15 protein-coding genes are annotated in these 23,376 nt (G+C 75.3%); 6 read left to right on the top strand and 9 right to left on the bottom strand.

What is annotated here, in order from left to right; all coding sequences use genetic code 11:
- Positions 1-508: 508 nt before the first annotated feature.
- Both MUU72_RS20230 and MUU72_RS20225 read left to right on the top strand, forming a co-directional pair.
- Positions 509-1,744 carry a M23 family metallopeptidase gene (locus MUU72_RS20230; RefSeq protein WP_248014739.1) on the top strand — a complete coding sequence of 412 codons (1,236 nt, stop codon included), beginning with the start codon at positions 509-511 and terminating at the stop codon, positions 1,742-1,744.
- Between the two features lie 285 nt (positions 1,745-2,029).
- Entirely contained in the window at positions 2,030-2,995 is a 966-nt protein-coding gene (locus MUU72_RS20225) for an aldo/keto reductase (RefSeq protein ID WP_248014738.1), read from the top strand.
- A gap of 190 nt (positions 2,996-3,185) precedes the next feature.
- Here the strand turns inward: MUU72_RS20225 and MUU72_RS20220 are convergent, their stop codons facing one another.
- From MUU72_RS20220 to MUU72_RS20195, 6 genes are all read right to left on the bottom strand, one after another.
- Positions 3,186-3,488, bottom strand: a complete 303-nt coding sequence (locus MUU72_RS20220) for a hypothetical protein (RefSeq protein WP_248014737.1) — start codon at positions 3,486-3,488, stop codon at positions 3,186-3,188.
- Positions 3,489-3,629: 141 nt separating this feature from the next.
- A complete protein-coding gene (locus MUU72_RS20215) occupies positions 3,630-4,043 on the bottom strand; it encodes a very short patch repair endonuclease (protein WP_248014808.1) in 414 nt (137 codons plus the stop codon).
- A gap of 71 nt (positions 4,044-4,114) precedes the next feature.
- On the bottom strand, positions 4,115-5,410 hold the full coding sequence (locus MUU72_RS20210; RefSeq protein WP_248014736.1) for a PrsW family intramembrane metalloprotease: 1,296 nt from the start codon (positions 5,408-5,410) through the stop codon (positions 4,115-4,117).
- Positions 5,411-5,704: 294 nt separating this feature from the next.
- The gene (trmB, locus tag MUU72_RS20205) at positions 5,705-6,628 is read right to left on the bottom strand and encodes a tRNA (guanosine(46)-N7)-methyltransferase TrmB (RefSeq protein WP_248014807.1); all 924 of its coding nucleotides are present in this window, start codon (positions 6,626-6,628) and stop codon (positions 5,705-5,707) included.
- A gap of 473 nt (positions 6,629-7,101) precedes the next feature.
- Positions 7,102-8,340 (bottom strand): L-2-hydroxyglutarate dehydrogenase, encoded by a 1,239-nt coding sequence (gene lhgD, locus MUU72_RS20200; RefSeq protein ID WP_248014735.1) that lies wholly within the window; start codon positions 8,338-8,340, stop codon positions 7,102-7,104.
- 483 nt (positions 8,341-8,823) lie between these two features.
- Positions 8,824-10,272 (bottom strand): NsdA family TPR-like regulatory protein, encoded by a 1,449-nt coding sequence (locus MUU72_RS20195; protein WP_248014734.1) that lies wholly within the window; start codon positions 10,270-10,272, stop codon positions 8,824-8,826.
- 693 nt (positions 10,273-10,965) lie between these two features.
- Here MUU72_RS20195 and MUU72_RS20190 point away from each other — a divergent pair.
- Positions 10,966-13,047 carry an asparagine synthase-related protein gene (locus MUU72_RS20190; RefSeq protein WP_248014733.1) on the top strand — a complete coding sequence of 694 codons (2,082 nt, stop codon included), beginning with the start codon at positions 10,966-10,968 and terminating at the stop codon, positions 13,045-13,047.
- 403 nt (positions 13,048-13,450) lie between these two features.
- Here MUU72_RS20190 and MUU72_RS20185 read toward each other — a convergent pair whose 3' ends face one another.
- Both MUU72_RS20185 and MUU72_RS20180 read right to left on the bottom strand, forming a co-directional pair.
- A complete protein-coding gene (locus MUU72_RS20185; RefSeq protein WP_248014732.1) occupies positions 13,451-15,691 on the bottom strand; it encodes a sigma-70 family RNA polymerase sigma factor in 2,241 nt (746 codons plus the stop codon).
- Between the two features lie 575 nt (positions 15,692-16,266).
- Entirely contained in the window at positions 16,267-17,055 is a 789-nt protein-coding gene (locus MUU72_RS20180) for a TetR/AcrR family transcriptional regulator (RefSeq protein ID WP_248014731.1), read from the bottom strand.
- A 436-nt stretch (positions 17,056-17,491) separates the two neighbouring features.
- On the opposite strand from MUU72_RS20180, the gene MUU72_RS20175 reads away from it, so the two are divergent.
- Together MUU72_RS20175 and MUU72_RS20170 are read left to right on the top strand one after the other, a co-directional pair.
- Positions 17,492-18,880: an NAD(P)/FAD-dependent oxidoreductase gene (locus tag MUU72_RS20175; RefSeq protein ID WP_308403841.1), complete on the top strand. Its 1,389-nt coding sequence runs from the start codon at positions 17,492-17,494 to the stop codon at positions 18,878-18,880.
- A gap of 293 nt (positions 18,881-19,173) precedes the next feature.
- On the top strand, positions 19,174-20,925 hold the full coding sequence (locus tag MUU72_RS20170; RefSeq protein ID WP_248014730.1) for an ATP-binding SpoIIE family protein phosphatase: 1,752 nt from the start codon (positions 19,174-19,176) through the stop codon (positions 20,923-20,925).
- A gap of 85 nt (positions 20,926-21,010) precedes the next feature.
- Here MUU72_RS20170 and MUU72_RS20165 read toward each other — a convergent pair whose 3' ends face one another.
- On the bottom strand, positions 21,011-22,297 hold the full coding sequence (locus tag MUU72_RS20165) for an MFS transporter (protein WP_248014805.1): 1,287 nt from the start codon (positions 22,295-22,297) through the stop codon (positions 21,011-21,013).
- Positions 22,298-22,492: 195 nt separating this feature from the next.
- On the opposite strand from MUU72_RS20165, the gene MUU72_RS20160 reads away from it, so the two are divergent.
- Positions 22,493-23,053 (top strand): MarR family winged helix-turn-helix transcriptional regulator, encoded by a 561-nt coding sequence (locus MUU72_RS20160; protein WP_248014729.1) that lies wholly within the window; start codon positions 22,493-22,495, stop codon positions 23,051-23,053.
- Positions 23,054-23,376 lie beyond the last annotated feature (323 nt).

Genomic DNA, 23,376 nt, shown 5'->3' with positions numbered 1-23,376 from the left:
TGCTGCTGGTGGTGGCGGCGTCGGTGTCGTCGGGGCGCCCTCGGCTGCTGCTCCGTCTCCCGACGTTCCCGACGTTCCCGCCTTCGCGGGGCCGGCCCGCGCCACCCTCGGCCCGGACACCGGTACGGCGTTCGGCGCTGACGGCCCCTACGGCGGGCCGCCCCGCACTGCCGCGGCCTACGGGGAAGCGGCCGGCGAAGATGCACTCCGGGGGGCCGCGACCCCGGGGGCCTACGCCTCCCACGGGGCCTATGGGGACGCGCCCCGGGCCCCGCTCCCGTACGGCGCGTCGCCCGAGCTTTCCCCGCACCCCGCGCCCTCGTACTCGCCGTCCGCCCACCCGTCCGCCGCCGGGCCGTCCGAAGCCGCCGAAGCCGCCGAAGCCGCCGAAGCCGCCGAAGCGGCTGGTCTCGGGGAAGCCTCCGAGGGCCCCGAACGCGCCGCTTCCCCCGACCCGTTGGACTGGGACGACGATCGTCTGGCGCCGGGCTTCCGTGCGAAGCACCGGGTGGCCAAACCGCGCAGCGGCGGACTCGCCAGGGGCGGCACGGCCCTCGGTGTCGGCGTGATCGCGGCGGTCGGCGCGAGCGGCGTGGCGGCGGCCGAAGGCCGGCCTCCGGTGCCCATATCGATGCCCGACCCCGGTGGCGTGGCGGACGACTCCACCGGCGCCCACCAGGACGCCACGTCTGCCCCCGGTACCGGCACCGGTACGGATGCCGTCACCACCGGAGCCCCCGGCGCGGGTGCCGCGAGCGCGTCCCCCGTGACGGCTGCGCACGCGCCGTCCGCGCCCCACGCACCCGCCCCGGCCCCCGCCTCAGGGGCTTCGGCCCATGCGGCCGTCCCCGCGTCCGCCGTCCTCCGGGCCGGTGTCACCTCCGGCGACGGCAACCAGGGCGCGGGTGCGGCCGAGGCGCTGCGGAACCGCATCCTCCAGCAGGCCGACGCCCACCAGGCCACCACCGAACGGGAAGCCGACGCACCGCAGCACCCCGCCCCCGAGGACGCTGCCCCGGCCCTCGCCCAGGAGGGCCCGGTCCCCACCCACGAGGCCCCGGCCCCAACGTCCGCCTCCGACGGTCCGGCCCACGAGGGCTCCGGTCCTGCCGCCCCGTCCCGGACCGCCGACGAGCCGGTGTCGGCCGCGCCCACCGACGAGCCGGTATCGGCCGCGCCCACCGACGAGCCCGCAGTGGCCCCGGAGACGGGCGACGGGGACGCCGCCACGCCCCCCGGCGCCGCGGACCGGCCGGAGGCGTCGGCCGCCGCCGGGGAAGCCGGCGAGGACCACCCGGAAGCGGAACCCGCCGCCACCGCCGACGCGGGCCACCCGACCGCCCCGACCGGCGACTTCGTCGCCCCCCTCTCCTCGTACACGCTCGCCACCGGCTTCGGGCAGGCCGGTGACCCCTGGGCGGCGGACCACACCGGGCAGGACTTCACGGCCCCAACGGGCACGCTGGTCACGGCAGTTCACGGCGGCACCCTCACCCATGCCGGCTGGGCCGGCGCCTACGGCTACCGCATCGTCCTCACCCTGGAGGACGGTACGGAGGTGTGGTTCTGCCACCTGTCGTCGATGGTCAAGACGTCGGGCAAGGTCGCTGCGGGGGACGTGATCGGCCGCGTCGGCGCCACCGGGAACGCCACCGGTCCGCATCTCCACCTGGAGGTCCGCCCGGCCGGCGGCGCCCCCGCCGACCCGGCCTCATGGCTCCGCGACCGGGGCGTCACCGTCTGACCGCCGCCGCCCGCCCGGCCTCCCCGCAAACCGAGGGGAGGCCGGGCCGCAACCGCCCCCCGAACCCAGGGAAGGCGCGGCCACCGCCCCCGCGTCCGTCCCCCTCGCCCGCCACCAGCAGCTCCCCCCACAACAGTCCCCCCACAGCAGTCCCCCCCAACACCAGCCGCCCCCATACCAACCCGCCCAACCGCGGCCTCCCCACAGCAGTCGCCGCCCCTGCGACATCCACCGGCCCGGCAGCACCCCGGGGAACAAATTCCCCGCCCCCGGCGTTGCGCCCACATGACCGCGACACACACCCAGAGCTCCGCCCACGCCCACGAGCCGCTCGGATCGCTGTCCGTCTCCCGGCTCTGCCTGGGAGGCAATGTCTTCGGCTGGACCGCCGACGAGGCCGAGTCCTTCGCCGTCCTCGACGCGTACGTCGCCGGCGGTGGGAACTTCATCGACACCGCCGACGTTTACTCCGCGTGGGTCCCCGGCAACAAGGGCGGTGAGTCCGAGACCGTCCTCGGCAACTGGCTCGCGGCCCGCGGCAACCGCGACGATGTCGTGATCGCCACCAAGGTCGGCGCCCACCCCGACCACAAGGGCCTCTCCGCCGCCACGATCAAGACCGCGGTCGATCTCTCCCTGTCCCGTCTGCGCACGGACTACATCGACCTCTACTACACCCACTACGACGACGAGTCGGTCGAGGTAGGGGAGTTCCTGACCGCGCTCGACGACCTCGTCCGGGCCGGCAAGGTCCGCGAGATCGGCGCGTCCAACATCTCCGCATCGCGCCTCCAGGAGGCGCTGGACTTCTCCGACCGTGAGGGCGTGGCTCGTTACGTGGCCCTCCAGCCCCACTACAACCTGGTCTCCCGCGACACCTACGAGGGTGAACTCGCCGACGTGGCCGCCCGCAACGGCCTCGGCGCCGTCCCGTACTACGCGCTCGCCTCCGGCTTCCTGAGCGGCAAGTACCGCCCGGGGAGCACGGTCGACAGCGCCCGCGCCGGGAAGGCGGCGGAGTACCTCGCCACCGAGCGCGGCCCGCGCGTGCTGGAGGCGCTCGACACCGTCGCCAAGGCCCACCATGCCGAACCGGCGACCGTCGCCCTCGCCTGGCTCGCCGCCCAGCCCACCGTCACGGCCCCGATCGCCAGCGCCCGCACCCTCGCCCAGCTTCCGGCCCTCCTGGCCGTCGGCGAGCTCACCCTCACCGACACCGAACTGGCCCTCCTCACCGAGGCATCAGCCTGACCGGTGCCCCTCCGCGCGGGCCGCGGGACGACGCGCGGCCCGCGGCCGGCCCGGCGCCGCGGCACCGCAGGCCCGGGCCGGCGGCGAGCCACTGACGCCCACCGCCCGCCCGGCCGAGCGGCGCCACCGTCCGCGCCGCCCTCCCGCCCGGCCGAGCGGCGCCACCGTCCGCGCCGCCCTCCCGCCCGGCTCAGCCTCGCCGGTCGGCGACCGCCCACGACGCCAGCGCGACCGCGCCCGCCACCGCGAACACCGAGGGCCACGCCCCGATCTTCTTCGCCAGCGGGTGCGACCCGGCGAACGCCGCCACATACGCCCCACTCAGCGCAGCAGCCGCCTTCGTACCGGCCTTGTCGTGCCACCCCTTGGCCGCTACGGCCCCGGCAGCCGCCAGCGCCGCTCCACCCAGCGGTCGCTTCTTCGTCCACCGGGCCACCCCGTAACCCCCCACGAGGCCACCGGCCGCCACCACACTCGTCGGTATCCCAGCCATCACAGAAACCTCCCATTCACGGACAACCAACAACTCCAACGAGCCTACGCCCGGCTCACTCCCCGTCAGCAGCCCGACCGGCACGGCACCCGCTGCCCCGGGCCACTCGCCGTCGCGGGTGCCGCAGCAGCGGGCGACGGGTCACTCCGGGCGCGGTGCCGGGCCCGTTCCGCGCGTGCGCCGCGGCATCGAGGCGACAACCGCCGCGACCTTGTCGGCGACGGCCGCCGGGTCCTCGTGCTCCCAGAAACGCAGGACCGTCCAGCCCTCCGCGACGAGGTGTTCCGTGGTCTCCCGGTCCCGGGCCATGTTGCCGTCGAGTTTGGTGCGCCACCACTCGGCGTTGGCCTTGGGGTGGGTGGCGTGCCGGGGGCAGCCGTGCCAGAAGCAGCCGTCCAGGAAAACCGCGATCTTGGCGCCCGGGAAAGCGATGTCGATCGTGCGGCGGGGGAGGCCCGGCACCCGGTGCTGCAGCCGGTAGCGGTGACCGGAGGCGTGGAGGAGACGTCGTACGGCCATCTCGGGGACGGTGTCCCGGCGGGCTTGGACGCTCATACGGGCCGAGACGCCGGGGGACGAGGGTTTGGCGGGCACGGGGCCAATTGTGCCGGAGGCCGCCCGGGCGGTCAGCTGTGTTCCCGTGGCGACGCCTCCGCCCCTCGCCCACCCGCCATGGTGCTCGTCGCCCATGCCTGGAGGAGGGCCGGGCCCGCCCAGGGGCGGTAGCGCCACAGGCGTTCCAGGAGGTCGCGTTCGCGGGCGGTGTAGTCGGGGGGCGGGCCCGTCAGGTGGGCGCGGCGGCGGTGGAAGGAGAGGGCGGTGGCCAGAGTGGTGTAGGCGGTGACGGCGCGGGCGGCGGCCGGGCCGTGGGTGCGGCGGGCGATGTCGCGGGCCAGCGCGCGGGTCTTCAGCGACGACAGCGCCAGCGGCTCGGGCGGGGCGAGCCACCCGGCCGCGGTGTACGGCGCGAGGTAGGCGCGCACGGAGAGCAGCTCCTGCCGGCGCGCCCACAGCGCCAGCCAGGTCAGGGCCAGCAGCGCCGGCACCATGATCACCGTGTAGACGATCAGGAACCCGGCGTCGCCCAGGCTGGAAGCGGCGTTCCACACGCCGTGCAGGAGCACCGCGGTGGCCAGCCCCAGCAGGATCAGCGCCGCCCGGGCGCCGCGGCGGCGGGGGTAGCGGGTCGCCGCTATGCCGAACGCCAGCCCGGTGAGGATCGTGAACAGCGGGTGCGCGAACGGCGAGACCACGATCCGGACGAAGAACGTCCCGGCCGTCAGCGAACTCAGCCCGGTGTGGCCCATGGACTGGTCCTCGCCGAAGGCGCTGCCCAGATACAGGATGTTCTCGGTGAACGCGAAGCCGGTGGCGGTGATCCCGGCGATGACGATGCCGTCCGTGATGCCGTCGAAGTCACGGCGCCGGAAGCGGTAGAGGAGGACGATCGCGGCGGCCTTCATCACCTCCTCCACGATCGGCGCGACGACCGTCGAGCCCCACGCCTGGGCCTCGGTCGGCGACGCGGAGGCGATGTTGCTGGCCAGCCAGTCGGTGGCGAAACCGTTCGCCAGGACCGCGACCAGGGTGGCGGCACACGCCCCCCAGGCGAACGCGAACGCCAGATTCCGCCACGGCTCCGGCTCGATCCGGTCCAGCCAGCAGAACGCCGCGATCAGCAGCGGCACCGGGAACACCGCCAGCCCCAGCCCCACCAGGAACCCCTCGGTGCCCGTCTGGCGCCGGACGATCCCGAGGATGATCACCCCGGACAGCGCCAGCAGCGACGCCAGCGCGACGGCCCGCACGGTCTTGCTGTGCCAGGGCGCGGGCCGGCGCCGCGGGCCCCGGTGCGCCTCGGCGTATGTGTACGGCGGCGGGCCGGCGGAGCGCTCGGGGAGCGGCGGCGGGGACGGGTACACCCAACGACCCTAACGAGGGCCGGGCGGGTCCGGCATGCGGGTTTACGGTCCGGGCCGGGAGGCGCGGCAGAAGCAAGAGGCGCGGAAGATCCAAGAGGCGCGGCAGAACCAGGAGGGGCGGGCCGCGGGCCACGCGGGGGCGGAGGCGGGGGCCCACCGGTGGGCACGCTCCGTCGCATGCGCACCGGTGGGCACGCTCCGTCAGACGCGCACCGGTGGGCTCGCTCCGCCTCAGGGGCACCTCCGCCTCAGGGGCGCCTCCGTCTCAAGGACGCCGGTGAGCTCGTTCCCCTCTCAGGGGCGCCGGCGGAACATCAGGTCGCGCACCACGTGCCCCTTCTCCAGGCCCTGGCCCTCGAACTTGGTGAACGGGCGGAACTCCGGCCGCGGCGCGTAGTCCGCGTAGAGGTTCTCCAGCGCCGGCTCGGCGGAGAGCACCTCCAGCATCTGCTCCGCGTACGGTTCCCAGTCGGTCGCGCAGTGCACCAGGGCGCCGGGCGCGAGCCGGGACGACGCCAGCGCCACGAACTCCGGCTGGATCAGGCGCCGCTTGTGGTGGCGCTTCTTCGGCCACGGGTCCGGGAAGAAGACGCGCAGGCCGGCGAGGGAGCCAGGGGCGAGCATCTCGCGCAGCAGGATGATCGCGTCGCCGTTGGCCACCCGGATGTTGGACAGGCCGTTCCGCTCTGCGAGACCGAGCAGGTTGCCCTGGCCCGGGGTGTGCACATCACAGCCGAGGATGCCGGTCTCCGGGTCGGCGGCGGCCATCCGGGCGGTCGCCTCGCCCATCCCGAAGCCGATCTCCAGGACGACCGGCAGGCCGCCGAAGAACGCGTCGAGATCGAGGCGGGACAGCCCGTCGACGTCCACGCCCCACGTGGGCCACAGGCGGCGCAGCGCTCCGGCCTGGGAAGCGGTGACGCGGCTGCGGCGCGGCTGGAAGGAACGGATCCGCCGCTCGTGGTGCGAGCCCGCGGGGTCGGCCGCCGGGCCCGTCCCCTCGGGGGACATCGGCTTACCGCGCCGCTCCCCGCCGGCCTGCGCGGACGTGACGGCGGTCACGGGGCCCGCCGTATCCTCGTCCTCCGCACCCTCCGCGCCCGCACTCCCTCTCCGAGTCGCACTGCCGCTCTCGCTCGAAGGCGCGCTTGCATGCGGGCTCGCACCGGCGGCTGCGCCGGTGGCGGCGTGGGCGTCCGCGGCGGCGCGGGCGTCCACCGCGGTGGCGGCGGGGGCCTCGGGGGTGGCCGTTCCGGGAGCGGCGGTCTCAGGAGTGAGGGCCTGGGGGATGGCGGTCTCGGGGGCGGCGGTCTCAGGGGTGGCGGGATTCTTCGACACAGTATTTCGATTCTACGGACGCGGGCCCGGCACTCGGGAACGTCGGCCCGGCACCCGGAACGCCGACCCGGTGGCCACGTACGGCGACCCCGCCCTCGCCTTCGTCCCCGGCATCCCGCCAGCGGTCCGCCAAGGTCCGCCGCCGGGGCCCCAGGCCCCCGGGCACCAAGCCCCGGGTCATCAAGCCACCGGGCCCTCGACCCACACCGGCTCACCAAGCCACCGGGCCCTCGACCCACCGGCTCACCGAGCCACCGGGCCCCCGCCTGGCGCGCCCAGGACGTTCCGGCCGCCCAGGACAGTCCGCCACCCAGGACACCCCCGGTCCACCCCCACCCCACCTGACCTCCAGGTCAGCTCGCCCCAGGCCCCGCCCCCGCCGGCAGCCCCAGCACCCCCCGGACCCGCCGGGCCACCTCTCGGCCGATGGGCAGGGAGGCGGTGGCGGCCGGGGACGGGGCGTTCAGGACGTGGATCATGCCGGGGGACTCGGCGAAGAGGAAGTCGTCGACGAGCGTCCCGTCGGGCAGCACGGCCTGCGCGCGGACCCCGGCGGGGGAGGGCACGAGGTCCTCCTCGCGGGCGGCCGGCAGCAGCCGGCGGACCGCCTCCGTGAAGGCCCGGCGCGACAGTGAACGGTGCAGTTCGCCCGCGCCGTAGCGCCAGTGGCGGCGGGCTATCCGCCAGGAGCCGGGGAAGGCGAGCGTCCCGGCGAGCTCGGCGGGGCGGACCGTGCGCCAGTCGTAGCCCTCGCGGGCCAGGGCGGGCACCGCGTTCGGCCCGATGTGGACGGAGCCGTCGACCCCGCGGGTGAGGTGCACGCCCAGGAACGGGAAGGCCGGGTCGGGCACCGGATAGACCAGGCCGCGGACCAGCTCCGCGCGCTCCGGGGCGAGCGTGTAGTACTCCCCGCGGAACGGGACGATCCGCATCCCCGGGGCGTCCCCCGCCAGCCGCGCCACCCGGTCGCAGTGCAGACCGGCGCAGTTCACCAGGGCGCGGGCGCGGTAGACCGTGCCGCCGGCCGTACGGACCGCGACCCGGCCGGGGCGGCGGCCGATCGCGGTGACCTCCTCCCCGTACCCGACCCGCGCGCCGTCCTCCTGGGCGAGGCGGGACAGCTGCCGCGCCACCGCGCCGAAGTCGCAGATACCGGTCGTGCCGACATGGATGGCGGCCAGCCCGCGGACCTCCGGCTCGTACTCGGCGATCTGGGCCGGGCCCAGCTCCCGCACCGGGAGGCCGTGCTCCCGGCCGCGCTGGATGAGCCCGTGCAGCCGGGGCAGCTCCCTGCGCTCGGTGGCGACGATCAGTTTGCCGGTGACCTCGTGCGCGATGTCGTGCTCGGTGCAGAACTTGACCATCTCCGCGGAACCCTGGAGCGCGAAGCGGGCCTTCAGCGAACCCGGCGGATAGTAGATACCGCTGTGGATCACGCCGCTGTTGCGCCCCGTCTGGTGGCGGGCCGGGCCGGGCTCCTTCTCCAGCACCACGACGCGTATACCGGGCACGGCGCGCGTGAGGGCATGGGCCGTGGAAAGCCCCACGATCCCGGCACCGATCACCAGCACATCGCAGTCGTACGCCGCCACTGCACCTCCCCAACCGCATGACCGCCGGCCCGCCCGTCACCGCGGGCCCGCGCGTCATCGCCGACGACGTAGTCCATCATGACGCGCGGCACTGACATTCCGCTGTGACCTCCGTCAGCGCCCCCGCCCGAAGCCGCCGAAAGCCACCCGAAACCCGCCGGTCCCCAACCCGCCGCTCCCCAGGCACCGCGACCGACCCCACCCCGCTCCGGCCCACGCCGACCCGCTCCGGCCCACGCCGACCCGACGCGATGCGCTTCGGTCCGTCCTGACCTGTCGCACCGGCCTGACCCGGCCTGACCCGGCCTGACCCCTCCTGGACCACCCCGAGCCACCCCAGCGCCACCCTGAACCGCCACCCCGAACCGCCACCCCAGCCACGCACCGGCCCCTGCACCCCGGCCCCGGGCCGCCCGGTGCCCACCCCTGCCAGTACGCCCCTACGCCCCTACGCCCCCTGCGCCACCCTCGCCCCGTACGCCCCTACGCCGGCGCTGCCAGCAACGGCCGGGCCCGCTCGCGGAGTTCGACGACCCGAGGCTCGTTCCCGTACGGCTCCAGGCGGTGCAGCAGATCGCGGACGTACTCCGTCGTACGGGCCGAGGAGATGCGCCCCGCCACCTCCACCGCACGGGCGCCCGCCGCGCAGGCCGCGTCCAGATTGCCGGACTCCAGTTCGGCGACCGCGGACACGACGAGGCGCAGCCCGTGCGAGCGGACGAACTCCTCCGTCGGCCGCGACAGCGCCTGCTCGGTGAAGCGCCGCACCTGACGGGGCAGCCGCAGGTCCCGATAGCACTCCGCCGCGTCCGCCGCGAACCGCTCGTACGAGTAGAAGTCCAGCCAGGACGGATCCGGATCACCGCTGCGGGACCGCTCCAGCCAGCCCTCGGACGCCTTCAGCGCCACCTCGCAGGCCCGCGCCTCCCCGGCCTTGGCCTGCGCCCGCGCCTCCACCAGCCGGAAGAAGCTCATGGTCCGGGCGGTCGCCAGCCCGCGGTTCCGCTCCAGGGCCGCCTGCGCCAGATCGACCCCCTCGTCGGCGAACCCGCGGTACGTCGCCTGGAGGGACATCGACGCCAGCACATACCCGCCCAGCGGGACGTCCGCGGCCGCGCGGGCCAGTCGCAGCGCCTGGATGTAGTACCGCTGCGCCGCCTCCTGCTGGCCCGTGTCGAAGGCCATCCACCCGGCGAGCCGGGTGAGTTCGGACGTTGCCCCGAAGAGCGCGCGGCCCACCTCGTCGCTGTACGAGGCGAGCAGCAGCGGCGCCGCGTCCACCCGGAGGCACTCCGGCACCATGGACGAACGCCAGTCCCCGCCCCCGTACTTGGAGTCCCACCGCCGGGCGTCCTCGGCCGCCTCCCGCAACTTGGTGACGTCACTGTGGCCGACGTGCTGGGGGGTCCCGCCGTCACCGGCGGCCGCGGCGTCCTTGTCCCGCGCCTCGGCCGCCTCCCGCGCCACCGAACTGTCCGCCGGCGATATCAGCCACCGCGACGCGGGCGTCGCGTACGCGCTGACGGCGAAGGAACCGGCCAGACTCTGCCAGATGCCGCCGCCGCTGCCCCGCCGTCCGGCGAGATCGAGACGGTACAACTCGGTCGCCGAGCGCACCGCCGCGCCCACGTCCCGGGGAAACGCCAGCCCCACCTCGGGCGCCGGATCGGCATCCGCCAGCCCGATCTCGTGCAGCGGCACCGGGCGCCCCAGTTTGCTGCCGATCGCGGACGCGATCAGGTGGGGCGCGGCGCCCTGCGGCACCATGCCCTTGGAGACCCAGCGGGCCACCGACGTCTTGTCGTAGCGAAGCGTCAGGCCGCGTTGCGCACCGAGGTCGTTGACCCGGCGCGCCAGGCCGGCGTTGCTGATCCCCGCGAGGGCGAGAACGGTGCCGAGCTTTTCGTTCGGCCCGCGTGTATTGCTGGACATGCGCACCCCTCGACACAGCGACAGCCGCCCCGTACCCCGGGGCAGGCGTCCACCCAGAGTAGTTCGCCGGATCCCGACCGTTAAGGGCCGGTGTCTTGGATGGCGAGATTCGTGTTCAAACGGGGGTGCGGGAATTGGCATGTGCTCCGGGTACGTGTGCCCATGCGCCCGTTCGTGCGCGCTGGCTGCCCAACGGGGGCCGCGCTTCGATGAGTTCTGCGTGGGTCGGCCCGCTGCACTGGATCCAGTGGGCTGGGGGACACCGCCACCTCATTCCCCGCGGGTGGCGGTCCGGTCCGGGAGGCGCAGCCCGCTTCCCGGACCGTCGCGGGGCGGGGTGCCGTCCGGCCGCCGCGCGCCATGCGGCCCCGTCCGGCACGGTCGTCCGGGCGTCAACTCCACTATCGCGCCCGGACTTTGGCCGAAAAGCGACGGGTGATGCTTTCGCGCCGCCGCCGGCCCCGGGGGCCACACGGGGGGCCGCCCGGGGCCGCCACCCCACGGGAGCACCGCACCCCGCCCCCGCCTCCCGTCGCCGTCCCTCGGCCCTTCGCCTCACCCGTATCCCCGCCCCCTCGTCCACCTCCCGCCCCCCACCGCCGTGGCAGCATGGTCCGCACGGCAGCTGGGGAAACCGCTGCACCGGACGGCCGCCGGCCACCGGGCGGACGGGGAAACGGGTGGAGGCGGCGGATGCGCTGGTTGGTGGGGTGGAGCAGTCCCGCGGCCACCGGCAGGCAGAGCCACCCCCTCCACCCCGTCGGCGCCCAACTCCTCTGGGACGGCCCCGACCCCCTCTGGGCGGTCGGCGACTGGCGCCCCCACGAGGTACGCGTCGTCCAGGCCGACCCGGAGACCCGGCTCGCCGTCCTCGGCGTCTGCGGCGCCACCGACGACCAGCTCCGGGTCGGCCTGTACGCCGCCCGCGGCGGCGCCCTGCGCCACCTCACCGCCTGGCCGGGCAGCTACACCGCGGTCGCCCGGGTGGGGCGCCGCGTCACCGTCACCGGAGACCTCGCCGGCGCCCGCCCCGTCTTCCACACCCGCTGGGCCGACGGCACCGCGTACGCCACCGCCGCCCTGCCGCTCGCCGACCTCGTCGAGGCCGGCCTCGACGTCGGCCACCTCGCCGCGCTCCTCGCCTGCCCCGACGCCCCCGAGGCGCTCGGCACCGGCACCCCCTACGACGGCGTCCACCGGATCCCGCCCGGCCACGCCCTCGTCCTGCGCAACGGCACCACCGAGACCGCCTCCTACGAGCAGGCCGCATCCCTGGCCGTCGCCGCCCCCCAACTCGCCCCGGACGAAGCCGTCGACGGCGTCCGGGAAGCCCTCGTGGAAGCCGTCCGGGCCCGCCTGGCGGCCCCCCGCTTCGCCCCCGACCCCGACGGGCCCGAACGCCTCGACCCCGGACCCGTCCCCGGCATGGGCCCCGCCGAACGCCGCGCGGCCCGCGGCGGCCCCGCCCCCGGCATCGGCGCCGACCTCTCCGGAGGCAGCGCCTCCGGAACGCTCGCCCTCCTGGCCGCCGGCCTCCCCGGACAGCCCGGCCGGCTCAACGGCCACGGCGAACGCCTCCTCGCCGTCACCTTCAACGACCGCGCCACCCACGGCGGCCACCCCGAGCACGAGGAAGAACTGGAGCGCGCCCGCGGCATCGCCGACGACCCCCGGCTGCACCACGTCGTCGTCGCCGCCGGCGCGGAAGCCCTCCCGTACACCGGCCTCGACGCCCTCCCGCTCACCGACGAACCCGGCCCCGCGCTCACCCTCGCCGCCCGGCACCGCAGACGGCTGCTGTCCGGCGGCGCCGACCACTTCGTCGGCAACGGCGCGCGCCAGGCCCTCGACGCCCATCCGGCCCGCCTCGCCGACCTCCTCCTGGACCGCCGCCGGCGCCACCTGCTGCGGCCGGTCACCGCACTCGCCCGGGCCGACGGCCCGTCCGCCCACTCCGTCCTCGTCCCGTTCACCGTCTACCGCGCCGCCCGCAAGCTCGCCCGCACCCCCTACGCCACCGGGATCGCCGAGGCCGCCCGGCGCCTGCGGGAACGGCAGTTCGCCGACGAGCCGGTGGCGGGCGGCGCGGTGGACGCGTCCCTGGCCGCGCTCACCTGGTGCCGCCCCGGGCCCGCCGCCCGCTGGCTCACGGGCGAGGCGCTCGCCGAAGTATCGGTTCGCCTCGGCGACGCGGCGCACCGCTCACCCGGTGCCGGCCGCCCCGGCGAACGGCGCGCCCGCGCCGCCCTCGCCCGCCAGGCCGCCGACCACCGCGTCTTCGAGCAGGCCGCCGAGGTCCGCAGCCAGCGGCTGCACGCCCCCTTCCTGGACAACCAGGTGGTCCTCGCCTGCCGCGCCCTCCCGGACACCCTCCGCGTCCAGCCGGGCGCCCGCGCCGCCGTCCTGCGCTCCGTACTGGCCGGCGCCGGCGTACGGGACCTGCCCCCGGGCTGGGGCGCCGCCTCCCACCTCCCGCACACCGCGGCGGCCCGCGCCGGCCTGCGCGCCGCCGCCGGTCTCCTCCACCAGCTCTTCGACGCCCCGCTGCTCGCCGACGCCGGCCTCATCGAGGCCCGCGTCGTCCGCAAGGCCCTGCACGCCGCCACCGAAGGTGCCCCCCTGCCCCTGGACGGACTCGCCGAACTCGTCTCCGCGGAACTGTGGCTGCGCCGCCTCCTGGCCCGCCGCGGCTCCTGCTGGACCGGCACCGAACCCTCCCGCCAACGCGCCCTCCCCACCGGCCTCACCCCCCGCTCCCGCCTCCCCCTCCCCTAACCCGAACCCCGGGAACCAATCACTCTCCGTAATCGTTGCCCCAAAAGGAAGCAGGCAGCAGGCAGGAGGCCCCACCAAGGCAAAACAGAGCAGAGCCAACCCACGAGCCATCGACAAATCGCGAGCATCGACAACCCACGAGCCGGCGACAACCCACGAGCCGGCGACAGGCAAGGCCCACGAGCCATCGACAGGCAAGGCACCTGGCAGAGCCGGCAAGGCCCGATGCGGAGGCAGGCCGGAGGCCGACGGGGAGGCCACCGGGGAGACCGCCGGGGAGACCGCCGGGGAGACCGCCGGGGAGGCCAGCGGCAAGACGAGGCAAGAGGCAGCACAACACGACTTCGGCTGAACCACGACCTACCGCAGCCGATCTCCGCCCCACTGCGGCTGAAACCACGACCTACCGGCAGCTGATCTGCGACCTCGCCCAATCCCCGAGCGCGACCAGATCCTCCGCGCTCTCCGGCTCGACGACCAGGCGGAGCGTCTTCCGGCCGGTCAGCGGGACGTGCACCGGCACCGCCGGGTCCCCGCCGCGCACCACGCCCGACCGCCACAGCCGGGAACCGTCCGCGTACACCGAGAAGCGCAGCGCGCCCAGCCCCAGGCTGAGGTCGTCCACGCCGGCCGCCGCGTCGTACGCGGTGCACTGCCGGTTGAGGTCGATGATCACCGAGGACGACGCGTGCACGCTCACCCCGTGGTCGTACGCCGCGCCGCCGATGCGCGGGTGGTTCCGCTTCCACAGCCAGCTGCTGTCGAAGGCCCGCACCTCCGGTGCGGTGCCGTCCCCCGCGAAGTCATAGCGCAGCGCGCTCACGTGATACGCCGTCGGCGGCGGAGCCGGAGGAGTGGGCGTGGGCGCCGGAGCCGGCGGGGGTGTGGGGGTCGGCGTCGGCGTCGGGTGCGGCGACGACGGCGTGGGCGTGGGCGCCGGGGGAGGAGCAGGCGTGGGCTTCGGCGGCGCCGGGGCGGGGGACGGCGTGGGGGTGGGGTGCGGCTCCGGGGCCGGTGCGCCCGCCGGGGGGCGCGGGGTGTCCGGCGGCGCGGGGGAGGGCACCCGGGAGGCGGACGACGCCGGTGGGGCCGGGTGGGCCTGGGGGTGCGGGTCCGGCTGCGGGGACCCGGCCAGCGCGAACGCCAGCGCGGCGCCCGCCGCCACCACCAGACCGGCACCGACGCCGATCTTCACCGGCGCGGCCAGCCCTTCACCCACAGCCGCCCCACCACCGGCCCCGCCGGCCCCACTCGCCCCTCCCGCACCGGCCCCGGCTCCGGCCCCCACCGCACCAGAACCAGCCACCCCACCGGCCCCCGCGCCACCAGCTCCCGCACCCGCCGCCCCGGCACCAGCAGCCCCACCAGCCCCACCAGCCCCAGCCACGCCACCAGCCCCGCCGGCCCCGGCCGCACCAGCAGCCCCGCCACCAGCCGCGCCACCGGCGGCCCCGGTCGCCGCACCCGACCCCGTAGCCGCAGCGGCCACTCCGGCACCCGCCGCCGCCCCGGCACCGGCGACTCCCGCGACGGCGGCGGCGCCCTTGAGGGCGTACCCGGCCGCGAACCAGCCGATGACCGCGATCGGCAGCACCGCCCCGATCCGCTGGTTGAGGTCCGCGACCTCCAGCGCCGCCCCGCGGCACCGGGCGCACTCGTCGAGGTGCTTGCGCAGCCCCCGCTCGGCCCGCACCCGCAGCCCGCCCCGCGCGTACGCGCCGAGCCGGTCGGCATAGCGGGCGCAGTCGCCTCCCGAGGTCAGCGACCGGCTCACATGCGCCTGGAGATACGCCTGCTTGAGCCCTTCCCGGGCGCGGTGGGCCAGGACCGCGGTGGCGTTGGCCGTCAGCCCGAGCAGCGGCGCGACCTCGCTCGGCGACTCGTCCTCGATGGTGGTGTGCCACAGCACCGTCTGGTAGCGCTCGGGCAGGCTGCGGAACGCCCGCACCGCCATCGTCTGCTCGGCCTCGTGCATCGCCCGGACGTCCGCGCCGAGGTCCAGGGTGTCGTCGTCCAGGGACGCACCGGCCGACGACACCGCGAACACCGCGAAGTCCTCGACCAGTTGCTCGCGCCGGGAGCTCTTGGCCCAGTTCGCGGCGACCCGCCGGACGGTCGTCAGGAGGTAGGCCCGCACCGCGGCGTCCGGGCCCGCCCCGCCGCGCACCGCCTGGAGCGTGCGGGCGAACACCTCCCCGGTGAGGTCCTCGGCGGTGTGGGCATCCCGGCAGCAGCTGCGCGCGTACCGGCGGACCGCCTCCGCGTGCCGGCGGTACAGCTCCTCGTAGGCGGTGTCGTCCCCGGCCCGCAGGGCGGCCACCAACTGGGCGTCGGACGGCGGCGGAACGGTGTCCGGACCCGCGGCGCCGCCGTCCCCCGGCCCGCTGGCCGATGGCCCGCCGTCCACCGGCCCGGCGGACACGTCCGCCGACTGCCGCCCGTCCGCCAGTTGCCGCCCGTCCACCGGCTCTCGCCCGTCCGCCGGCTGCCGGGTGCGCCTGCGCTGCGCCGGCACGCTGGGCCCGGCGCTCTCCGCGCCGTCCGCCGGTGCTGCCGATCCCCGCGGCCCGCCCTGCCCCGGGACCTGACCGGACGGTGTTCCCGCGCCTTCGCCGCCGCGCTCGTCCCGCCCGTCAACGCCCATCGCCGAGGCCCCCGAACCCGCTGTCACACCGCAACACCGCGCAAGCGTGCCACACCAGGCGCCCGTGCTTCAGTCCTCCGCCGGCCAACCACTCATCCGGGGCGCCCGCACTGGAGTTCACCCGTACGGGCCCTTCCGCATCCGCCGGTGCCACCCGTAGGGGTGCCCGCAGCCCGCAGCCCGCAGCCCGCAGCCCGCAGCCCGCAGCCCGCAGCCCGCAGCCGACCACCGGCCCGCACGCGTCCCGCGTCCGGGGTGCTCCCAGCCCCACCGGACCGAACGCCCCCGACCGACCGCCACCCGCCCGGCGCGACGAGATCACCGGGCGCGACGAGATCACCCGGCGCGACGAGTTAGCCCGGTGCATCGAGTTCGCCCGGCGCGTGCGGTCGCTGCTCGCCGAACGGAACGGCGGCGGCCCGGCCCCCGCGCCCCCACCACCCCCGCCCGCACCGAGCTGCGGTAACACGCCCCCGAGCCGATCGATGGCCGACCCCCGATGGCCCTCCATGACCCTCGGTGGCCACCGCCCGCCCCGGTCTCAGCCGTCCGGGCCGGCCGTCAAGGCCCGCCCGTCACCCCGTCGGGCGCGACCGCAGGCCCTCCAGGAGGATCTCCAGCAGCCGGGTCGAGGCGGCCTGCTGCTGCCCCGGGTCGGGGAGGGCCGGCGCGCCCGTGGCGATCACCAGGAGTACGTCGGAGACCGTGACGTCGGGCCGCAGCGCACCCGCGGTCCGCGCCCGCTCCACCAGCCGGCCGACGACCTCCAGCAGCGCCTGGCCGCCGGGCGTCTCCTCGGCCTCGGCGCCCGCCCGGGTGCCGTCCGCCTCACCGGGCGCCACCCGCTGCGAAGGGACCCGCGCCCCGGTGCCGCCGTCCGGCAGCCGTGGTTCGCCGGCGGCCTCCGCCGCCCGGTCCTCGCCCGTGTCCACCCGCAGGATGCCCGGCGGCAGCAGCCGCCCGGCGCCCGAGGCGACCGACGTCCGCAGGAAGCGCGCCAGCGCCGACCACGGGTCGTCCTCCTGGCCGAGCGCGGCCCGCGCCTGCTCGGTCAGCCGCGCGGTCTCCTCCTCGGCTATCCGCCGGACCAGGACGTCCTTGCTCGGGAAGCGGCGGTAGACCGTCCCGACACCGACCCGGGCCCGCCGGGCCACGTCCTCCATCGGCGCGCCGTACCCCAGCTCACCGAAGACCTCGCGGGCCGCCCGCAGCACATGCTCCAGATTGCGCTGGGCGTCCACCCGCAGCGGCGTGCTCCGGCCGTTGGCGCCGGTCGGTGCGCCCGTTCCGCTGCTGCCGTTGACACCGTCGGTCGCGGCGGTCATCGCGACCGACGCCGGCCATTGAGAGCCCTGAATGTGCATAGTGATCCCCCGGTAATGATGTCTCCCCCCGGAGACTTCCCCGCCCTGACGGCCGGAGCGACCCGAGAAGAGGGTGCACCCCAGCGAAGTACGAACATAGTTGAGCCCGCGTCAAGATTGAAGGGGGCGTTCCGCACACCGCGCCCCCCGATCGGCCCAATCGGCCCGATCCGCCCCGTACGCCCCTCCGCTCACTCCGCGCCAATCTCCGCCTGACCAGCGTACTTCGCACCGGACACGCGGAATGTCCCCCTCCGCACAGCCACCGGTTCCGGCCATACTTTTCGACCGGGCTGTGGACAAAGCCGCGCCGGGGATGCGTCATGGAACAGTGCTGCGCTGTCCGGGGGCGCAGCGCCCGAAGGTGGCCGCGCCGCCGGCCAGGCCACCCGCTCGGTGGCCGCCCGGGCTGGTCGACACCGCGAGGAGAACCTCTGTGAAGACTGTGTCTTCGGACGACGTGGCGCGCGTGCTCGTGGTCGGCGGCGGCTACGTGGGGATGTACACCGCCCTGCGGCTGCAGCGGACCCTCCGGCAGGAACTCCGCCAGGGCACCGCCGAGATCGTCGTCGTCGACCCCGACCCGTACATGACGTACCAGCCCTTCCTGCCGGAGGCCGCCGCCGGCGCCATCTCCCCGCGCCACGTCGTCGTCCCGCTGCGCCGCGCCCTGCCGCACTGCACGGTCGTCGTCGGCGAGGTCACCGCCCTCGACCACGAGGAGCGGAAGGCCACGATCGCCACCCTGGCCGCGGAGGAGACCGGCGACGGCGCGTTCACCCTGCCCTACGACGAGCTGGTCCTCGCGCCCGGATCGGTCTCGCGCACCCTGCCCGTTCCCGGACTGGCCGACGTCGGCATCGGCTTCAAGACCGTCGAGGAGGCCATCGGGCTGCGCAACCACGTCCTCGAACAGCTCGACATCGCCTCCTCCACCCGCGACCCCGAGCTCCGCGACGCGGCGCTGACCTTCGTCTTCGTCGGCGGCGGCTACGCGGGCGTGGAGGCGCTGGCCGAACTGGAGGACATGGCCCGCTACGCCGTCCGCTACTACCACAACGTCCGCCCCGAGGACATGAAATGGATCCTGGTCGAGGCGACCGGCCGGATCCTGCCCGAGGTCGGCCCCGACATGGGCCGCTACACCGTCCGCGAACTGCGCGCCCGCAACATCGACGTCCGGCTGGAGACCCGCCTGGAGTCCTGCGAGCGGCGCATCGTCCGGCTCAGCGACGGCTCCCGCTTCCCCGCCCGCACCCTGGTGTGGACCGCGGGCGTCAAACCCCACCCCATCGTGGCCGCGAGCAAGCTGCCGCTCACCGACCGCGGGCGCCTCAAGTGCACCGCCGCGCTCCGGGTGGACGGCACCGAGCACGCCTGGGCGGCCGGGGACGCGGCCGCCGTCCCGGACCTGGCGGCCCCGGCGCCCGCCACCCCCGGTGCGCCGCGCCCCGAATGCGCCCCCAATGCCCAGCACGCCGTCCGCCAGGCCAAGGTCCTCGCCGAGAACGTCGCCGCGGCCCTGCGCGGCGGCCGGATCCGCGACTACGAGCACGCCTACGCCGGGTCGGTGGCCTCGCTCGGCCTGCACAAGGGCGTCGCCCACGTCTACGGCCGCAAGCTGAAGGGCTACCCGGCGTGGTTCATGCACCGCGCCTATCACCTCAGCCGGGTCCCCACCGTCAACCGCAAGGCCCGGATCCTCGCCGAATGGACCCTCGCCGGCCTGTTCAAACGCGAGATCGTCTCGCTCGGCTCGCTGGAGAATCCGCGCGCCGAATTCGAACTCGCCGCGGGCACCGGCCGGCACAACGAGACCACCTGACCGGCCCCGACCAGCGGCGTTGGCCACCCGCCCGGCGGACGCGCACCGGGCGCCCCGGCGCGGGCACGTGCGCCCCGGCGCCCGGCGCCTGACGGATGACAGTCCGGTCGGCCACACTGGGCGTGTGACCATGGGTGGGCTCGTATCTGCGAAGAGTGACAATCGCGAGGATTCAGGACGTTTGCTGCATTCCGTCAGAGGGGGCCGACAGTGCCCCTCGCCACGCCACGGGGCGCCCGCCCACGCCGATGGCCCGACCCCGCGCCCCGACGCGAAGTAAGAGGTACCCCTCCGTGATCTTCACGCGCTGGAGCGCCAAGTTCCCCGGCACGCAGCGGCGCACCGCCGCCCGGTCCGACCGCGCCGCCACCCCGCCCGCCGGGCCCGCGGCGCACTCCGCCGCGCCCGCCGGCGACCCGTCCGGCAGCGTCCCCGCCGCCCGTGCCGAGGGCCCCGCCGGCGAGGACCCCGCGCCCGGCGCCGCGCCGCCCACCGTCGACGCGCTCTCCGTCCACGACATCCTCGGCACCATCCCCGCCCTGGTCGCCGTCGTCTACGGCCCCGAGCACCGCCTCGCCTACGTCAACGGCGCCTACGCCGGGGTCTTCGGCCCCCGCCCGGCCGGCCGCACCGCCCGCGAAGCGCTCCCCGAGCTGGCCGAACTGGGCCTGCTGCCCCTGATGGACCAGGTCCTGCGCAGCGGCCGGCCCCGCACGGTCAAGTCCCGCAAGGTCCCGGCCGGTGCCGGCGGCGACCGCACCCGCGACGGCTACTACACCTTCACCTGCACCCCCATCGAGGTCGCCGCCAGCGGTCCGGCCCCCGACCCGGAGGTCGCCTGCCTCGCCCCGCACAAGGGCGTCCTGGTCTTCGGCGCCGAGGTCACCGACCAGATCGAGTCCGCCGAACGGCTGCGCGCCAGCGAGGCCCGCCAGCGCGCCGCCGCGGTCACCCTCCAGCGCTCACTGCTGCCGCAGGAGCTGGAGCAGCCCGACGACCTGCGCGTCGCCGCCACCTACCAGCCCGGCGGCACCGACGCCGCGGTCGGCGGCGACTGGTACGACGTCATCACCCTCGGCGCCGGCCGGACGGCCCTGGTCATCGGGGACGTGATGGGCCGCGGGGTGCGCGCCGCCGCGGTCATGGGCCAGCTGCGCACCGCCGTCCGCGCCTACGCCCGCCTGGACCTCCCGCCGCACGAGGTCCTCCAGCTCCTGGACGGCCTGGCCGCCGAGATCGACGCCAGCCAGATCGCCACCTGCGTCTACGCCGTGCACGACCCCAACGAGGGCCGCCTGGTCTACGCCTCGGCCGGGCATCTGCCGATGCTCGTCCGCGACGCCGACGGCGCGGTCCGCCGCGCCGCCGAACCGACCGGCCCGCCGCTGGGCACCGGCGGCTGGCTGCACACCTCCGGCTCGGTCCCGCTGGGCCCCGGCAGCAGCGCCGTCCTCTATACCGACGGCCTCGTCGAACGGCGCGACAAGGACATCGACGAGGGTGTCGCCGCCCTGGAACGGGCCGTCGCCGGTGCCACCGGCAGCCCCGACATCGTCTGCGACCGGCTGCTGCGCTCCCTGGGGATCACCGCCGCCCATGACGACGACGTCGCCATCCTCGTCGTCCAGAACCCGGTCCGGACGGGACACGACGCCGAGCTGTTCCACAACGCGGCACTGGAACTCCACGGCGGCACCGAGGCCGCGCCCCGGGCCCGCGCCTTCGCCTCCGGGGTCCTCGCCTCCTGGCGCTTCCCGCAGGAGCTGCACGACCTCGGCGTGCTGGCCGCCAGCGAACTGGTCGCCAACTCCCTCCAGCACGGCACCCCGCCGATGCGCCTGCGGCTGCGCCGCACCGACCGCCGCCTGATCATCGAGGTCACCGACGGCGACGAGCACCTGCCCCGCCGGCGGCGGGCCGAACCGGCCGACGAGGCCGGCCGCGGCATCTCGATCATCGCCACCATCGCCTCGTCCTGGGGCTCCCGCCGGACCCCGGGCGGCGGCAAGGCGGTCTGGTGCGAATTCGCCCTGCCCCGGAACTGACCGGAACGCGCCACCGGCCCGTATCCCCCTGGCTCCCGGCGGATACGGGCCGCGCCCCCGGCGGACGGCGCCGGCCGGCCGCCGGTCAGACGGCCGCGGCCACCGGCTCGGCCTCCACCCGCTGCGCGGGGACCACCGCCCGGTGCGGCTGGTCCTGCGCCGGGGTCAGCATCCGCCCCAGCCGCAGCGCCAGCACCGTGATGCCGATCGCGCACGCCACGAGCATCCCGATGTACGCGACGTACAGGCCGTGCCCGACCATCAGCGCGCCCACGGCCGGCCCGATCGCCAGCGCCAGCTGCTTGACCAGCGCGAACGCCGAGTTGTACTGGCCTATGAGCGAGGGCGGCGCCAGATCGGCCACCAGCGGCGACACGGTCGGCGACAGCAGCGACTCCCCGACTCCGAACAGCGCGTACGTGGAGATCAGCAGAACGGTCGCCACCGCCTGCGCCCCGTGCACCAGCCCGGACAGGCCGGCGGCCGTCCAGGCCACCGTCCACACCACGCCGACCAGCGCCATGACCCGGCTCCGGCGCCGCCGCTCGACGAGCCTGAGCACCACGAACTGCGCCGCCACGATCGCCGCGGTGTTGGCCGCCAGCGCGATGCCCAGCGTCGCCGGCTCGATCCGGGTGACCTCCGTGGCGTACGCCGCCAACCCCGACTCGAACTGCCCGTAGCAGGCGAAGAAGAGCACGAAGCCCAGCACGCACAGCCACACCATCCGCCGGTCGCCGAACAGCGTCCGCCAGGCCCCCGCGGCCCGCTCCCCGGTCGGCACCGCGTCCTCGACCTTCGGCACCCGCGGCAGCCGCACGGTCGCGATGGCGGCCCCCAGCACCAGGAACATCACAGCCTCGATGGCGAACAGCCGCACAAAGCTCGACGCGTGCGCCTCGTCGACCAGCTGGCCGCCGACCAGGCCGCCTATGCCCAGCCCCAGGTTGTTCAGGAAGAACTGGGTGGCGAACGCCCGCGACCGGGTCAGCGTCGTCGAACACCACACGATCATCGTGGCGAGCGCGGGCTGGATCACCGCTATACCGGCACCCAGCGCCACCGCCGACGCGAGCACCGCCGGCACGCTGGCCGACAGCCCGATCCCCAGCGAGCCGACGGCGGCCGCGACGGTGCCGGCGACGGCCACCGGCAGCGGCCCGCGGCGGTCGATGGCCCGCCCGGTCAGCGGCAGCACGGCCAGCGCGGACACCGCCAGCATCGCCAGCACCGCACCGGCCGTGTTCGCACCGAGATGCCGCACGTTCGCCACGTAGACGTACAGATACGGCACGGTGAAGCCGTTGCCGAACGCGCTCAGCGCGTTACCCAGCTGGATCCGGCGCAGCGCGGCGCCCATCGCGGTGGTCACACTCACCTTCCTAGGTCAGGTCACAAAGACGGATACGAGTCGGAACCCCCCGGGCCGAGCCGAGGCACGTCCATGACGCCCGGATGTCCGAGACCGGACAGTCACACCCTCAAGACTTCGACCCTAAAGTTCGAAGCTAAAGACTACATGACGAAGAACTTCAACGCCAATGACTTTCGTGCCATACTGCGCCGCATGTCAGAGCCCTCAGACGCGCCCGCCGGCCCCGGCGAGCCGAGCCTCGAGGAACAGATCGCGGCCTACCAGCGCGAGTTCCAGGACCTGGACCCCCAGGTGGAGAAGGTCGTCTCCGCCCTCCAGCGCCTCAACCGGCGGATGAACGTCGCCTACGGCCGCCAGACCGCCACCCTCGGCCTGAGCAACGCCGAATGGGAGGTCCTCAAGGCCCTCGTCGTCTCCGGCGCGCCGTACCGCCTGGGCCCCGGCGAACTCGCCAAGCGCCTCGGCCTCACCCCGGCCGCCATGACGCACCGCATCGACCGCATGGCGAACGAGGGCCTGGTGACCCGCGAACGCGACGAGACCAACCGCGTCCGCGTCATCGTCGAGCTGACGCACGAGGGGCGCGAGAAGTGGCTGGAGGCGATGCGCATGGCGACGGTCTTCGAGGAGGAGCTCCTCCAGGACCTCTCCGGCGAGGAACGCCGCATCCTGGGTGACGCGTTGACCCGCCTGCTGCGCCGGGTGGAAGACGCCCAGCCGGACGCCGAAGGCCGGCTGAGCGACCTCGACTGACCCGAGTTGACACGGCCCCCATCGATCCGTAGTGTTCTCCGAGTTGCCGATGAGCCGGAACGGTTCTGCGGCGGCCATCCCGCCGCATCGCGGCAACCCACTACTGCACGGCCTCCTCAACGGGACTGAATTCCGCATGTCGAAATTCATTCCGGGCGCCTGATTAGGCGTCACCGAGGAATTCCGCTAACGTAGTGAACACCCCGCCGACGGGGAATCGGATCGAAATTTGAACCGACCGCAGCTCTTGCAGATGCGGACCGGGAAGGAAAGAAGATCTGATAAAGTCGGAAAGGCCGGAAAGCGAAAGCGAAACGGCCGGA

Origin of the sequence: Streptomyces rhizoryzae (assembly GCF_023155275.1) — a bacterium.
GTDB lineage: Bacteria > Actinomycetota > Actinomycetes > Streptomycetales > Streptomycetaceae > Streptomyces > Streptomyces rhizoryzae.
The sequence above is the reverse complement of the archived record's forward strand: the minus strand, read 5'-3'. Positions and strand labels throughout refer to the sequence as shown.

What these genes read in the sequence shown, in the direction of transcription:
- MUU72_RS20225 (WP_248014738.1), top strand. Translation starts at nt 2,030, where the DNA reads ATGACCGCGACACACACCCAGAGCTCCGCCCACGCCCACGAGCCGCTC.
- MUU72_RS20220 (WP_248014737.1), bottom strand. Translation starts at nt 3,488, where the DNA reads ATGGCTGGGATACCGACGAGTGTGGTGGCGGCCGGTGGCCTCGTGGGG.
- MUU72_RS20215 (WP_248014808.1), bottom strand. Translation starts at nt 4,043, where the DNA reads ATGAGCGTCCAAGCCCGCCGGGACACCGTCCCCGAGATGGCCGTACGA.
- MUU72_RS20195 (WP_248014734.1), bottom strand. Translation starts at nt 10,272, where the DNA reads ATGTCCAGCAATACACGCGGGCCGAACGAAAAGCTCGGCACCGTTCTC.
- MUU72_RS20190 (WP_248014733.1), top strand. Translation starts at nt 10,966, where the DNA reads ATGCGCTGGTTGGTGGGGTGGAGCAGTCCCGCGGCCACCGGCAGGCAG.
- MUU72_RS20185 (WP_248014732.1), bottom strand. Translation starts at nt 15,691, where the DNA reads ATGGGCGTTGACGGGCGGGACGAGCGCGGCGGCGAAGGCGCGGGAACA.
- MUU72_RS20180 (WP_248014731.1), bottom strand. Translation starts at nt 17,055, where the DNA reads ATGCACATTCAGGGCTCTCAATGGCCGGCGTCGGTCGCGATGACCGCC.
- MUU72_RS20160 (WP_248014729.1), top strand. Translation starts at nt 22,493, where the DNA reads ATGTCAGAGCCCTCAGACGCGCCCGCCGGCCCCGGCGAGCCGAGCCTC.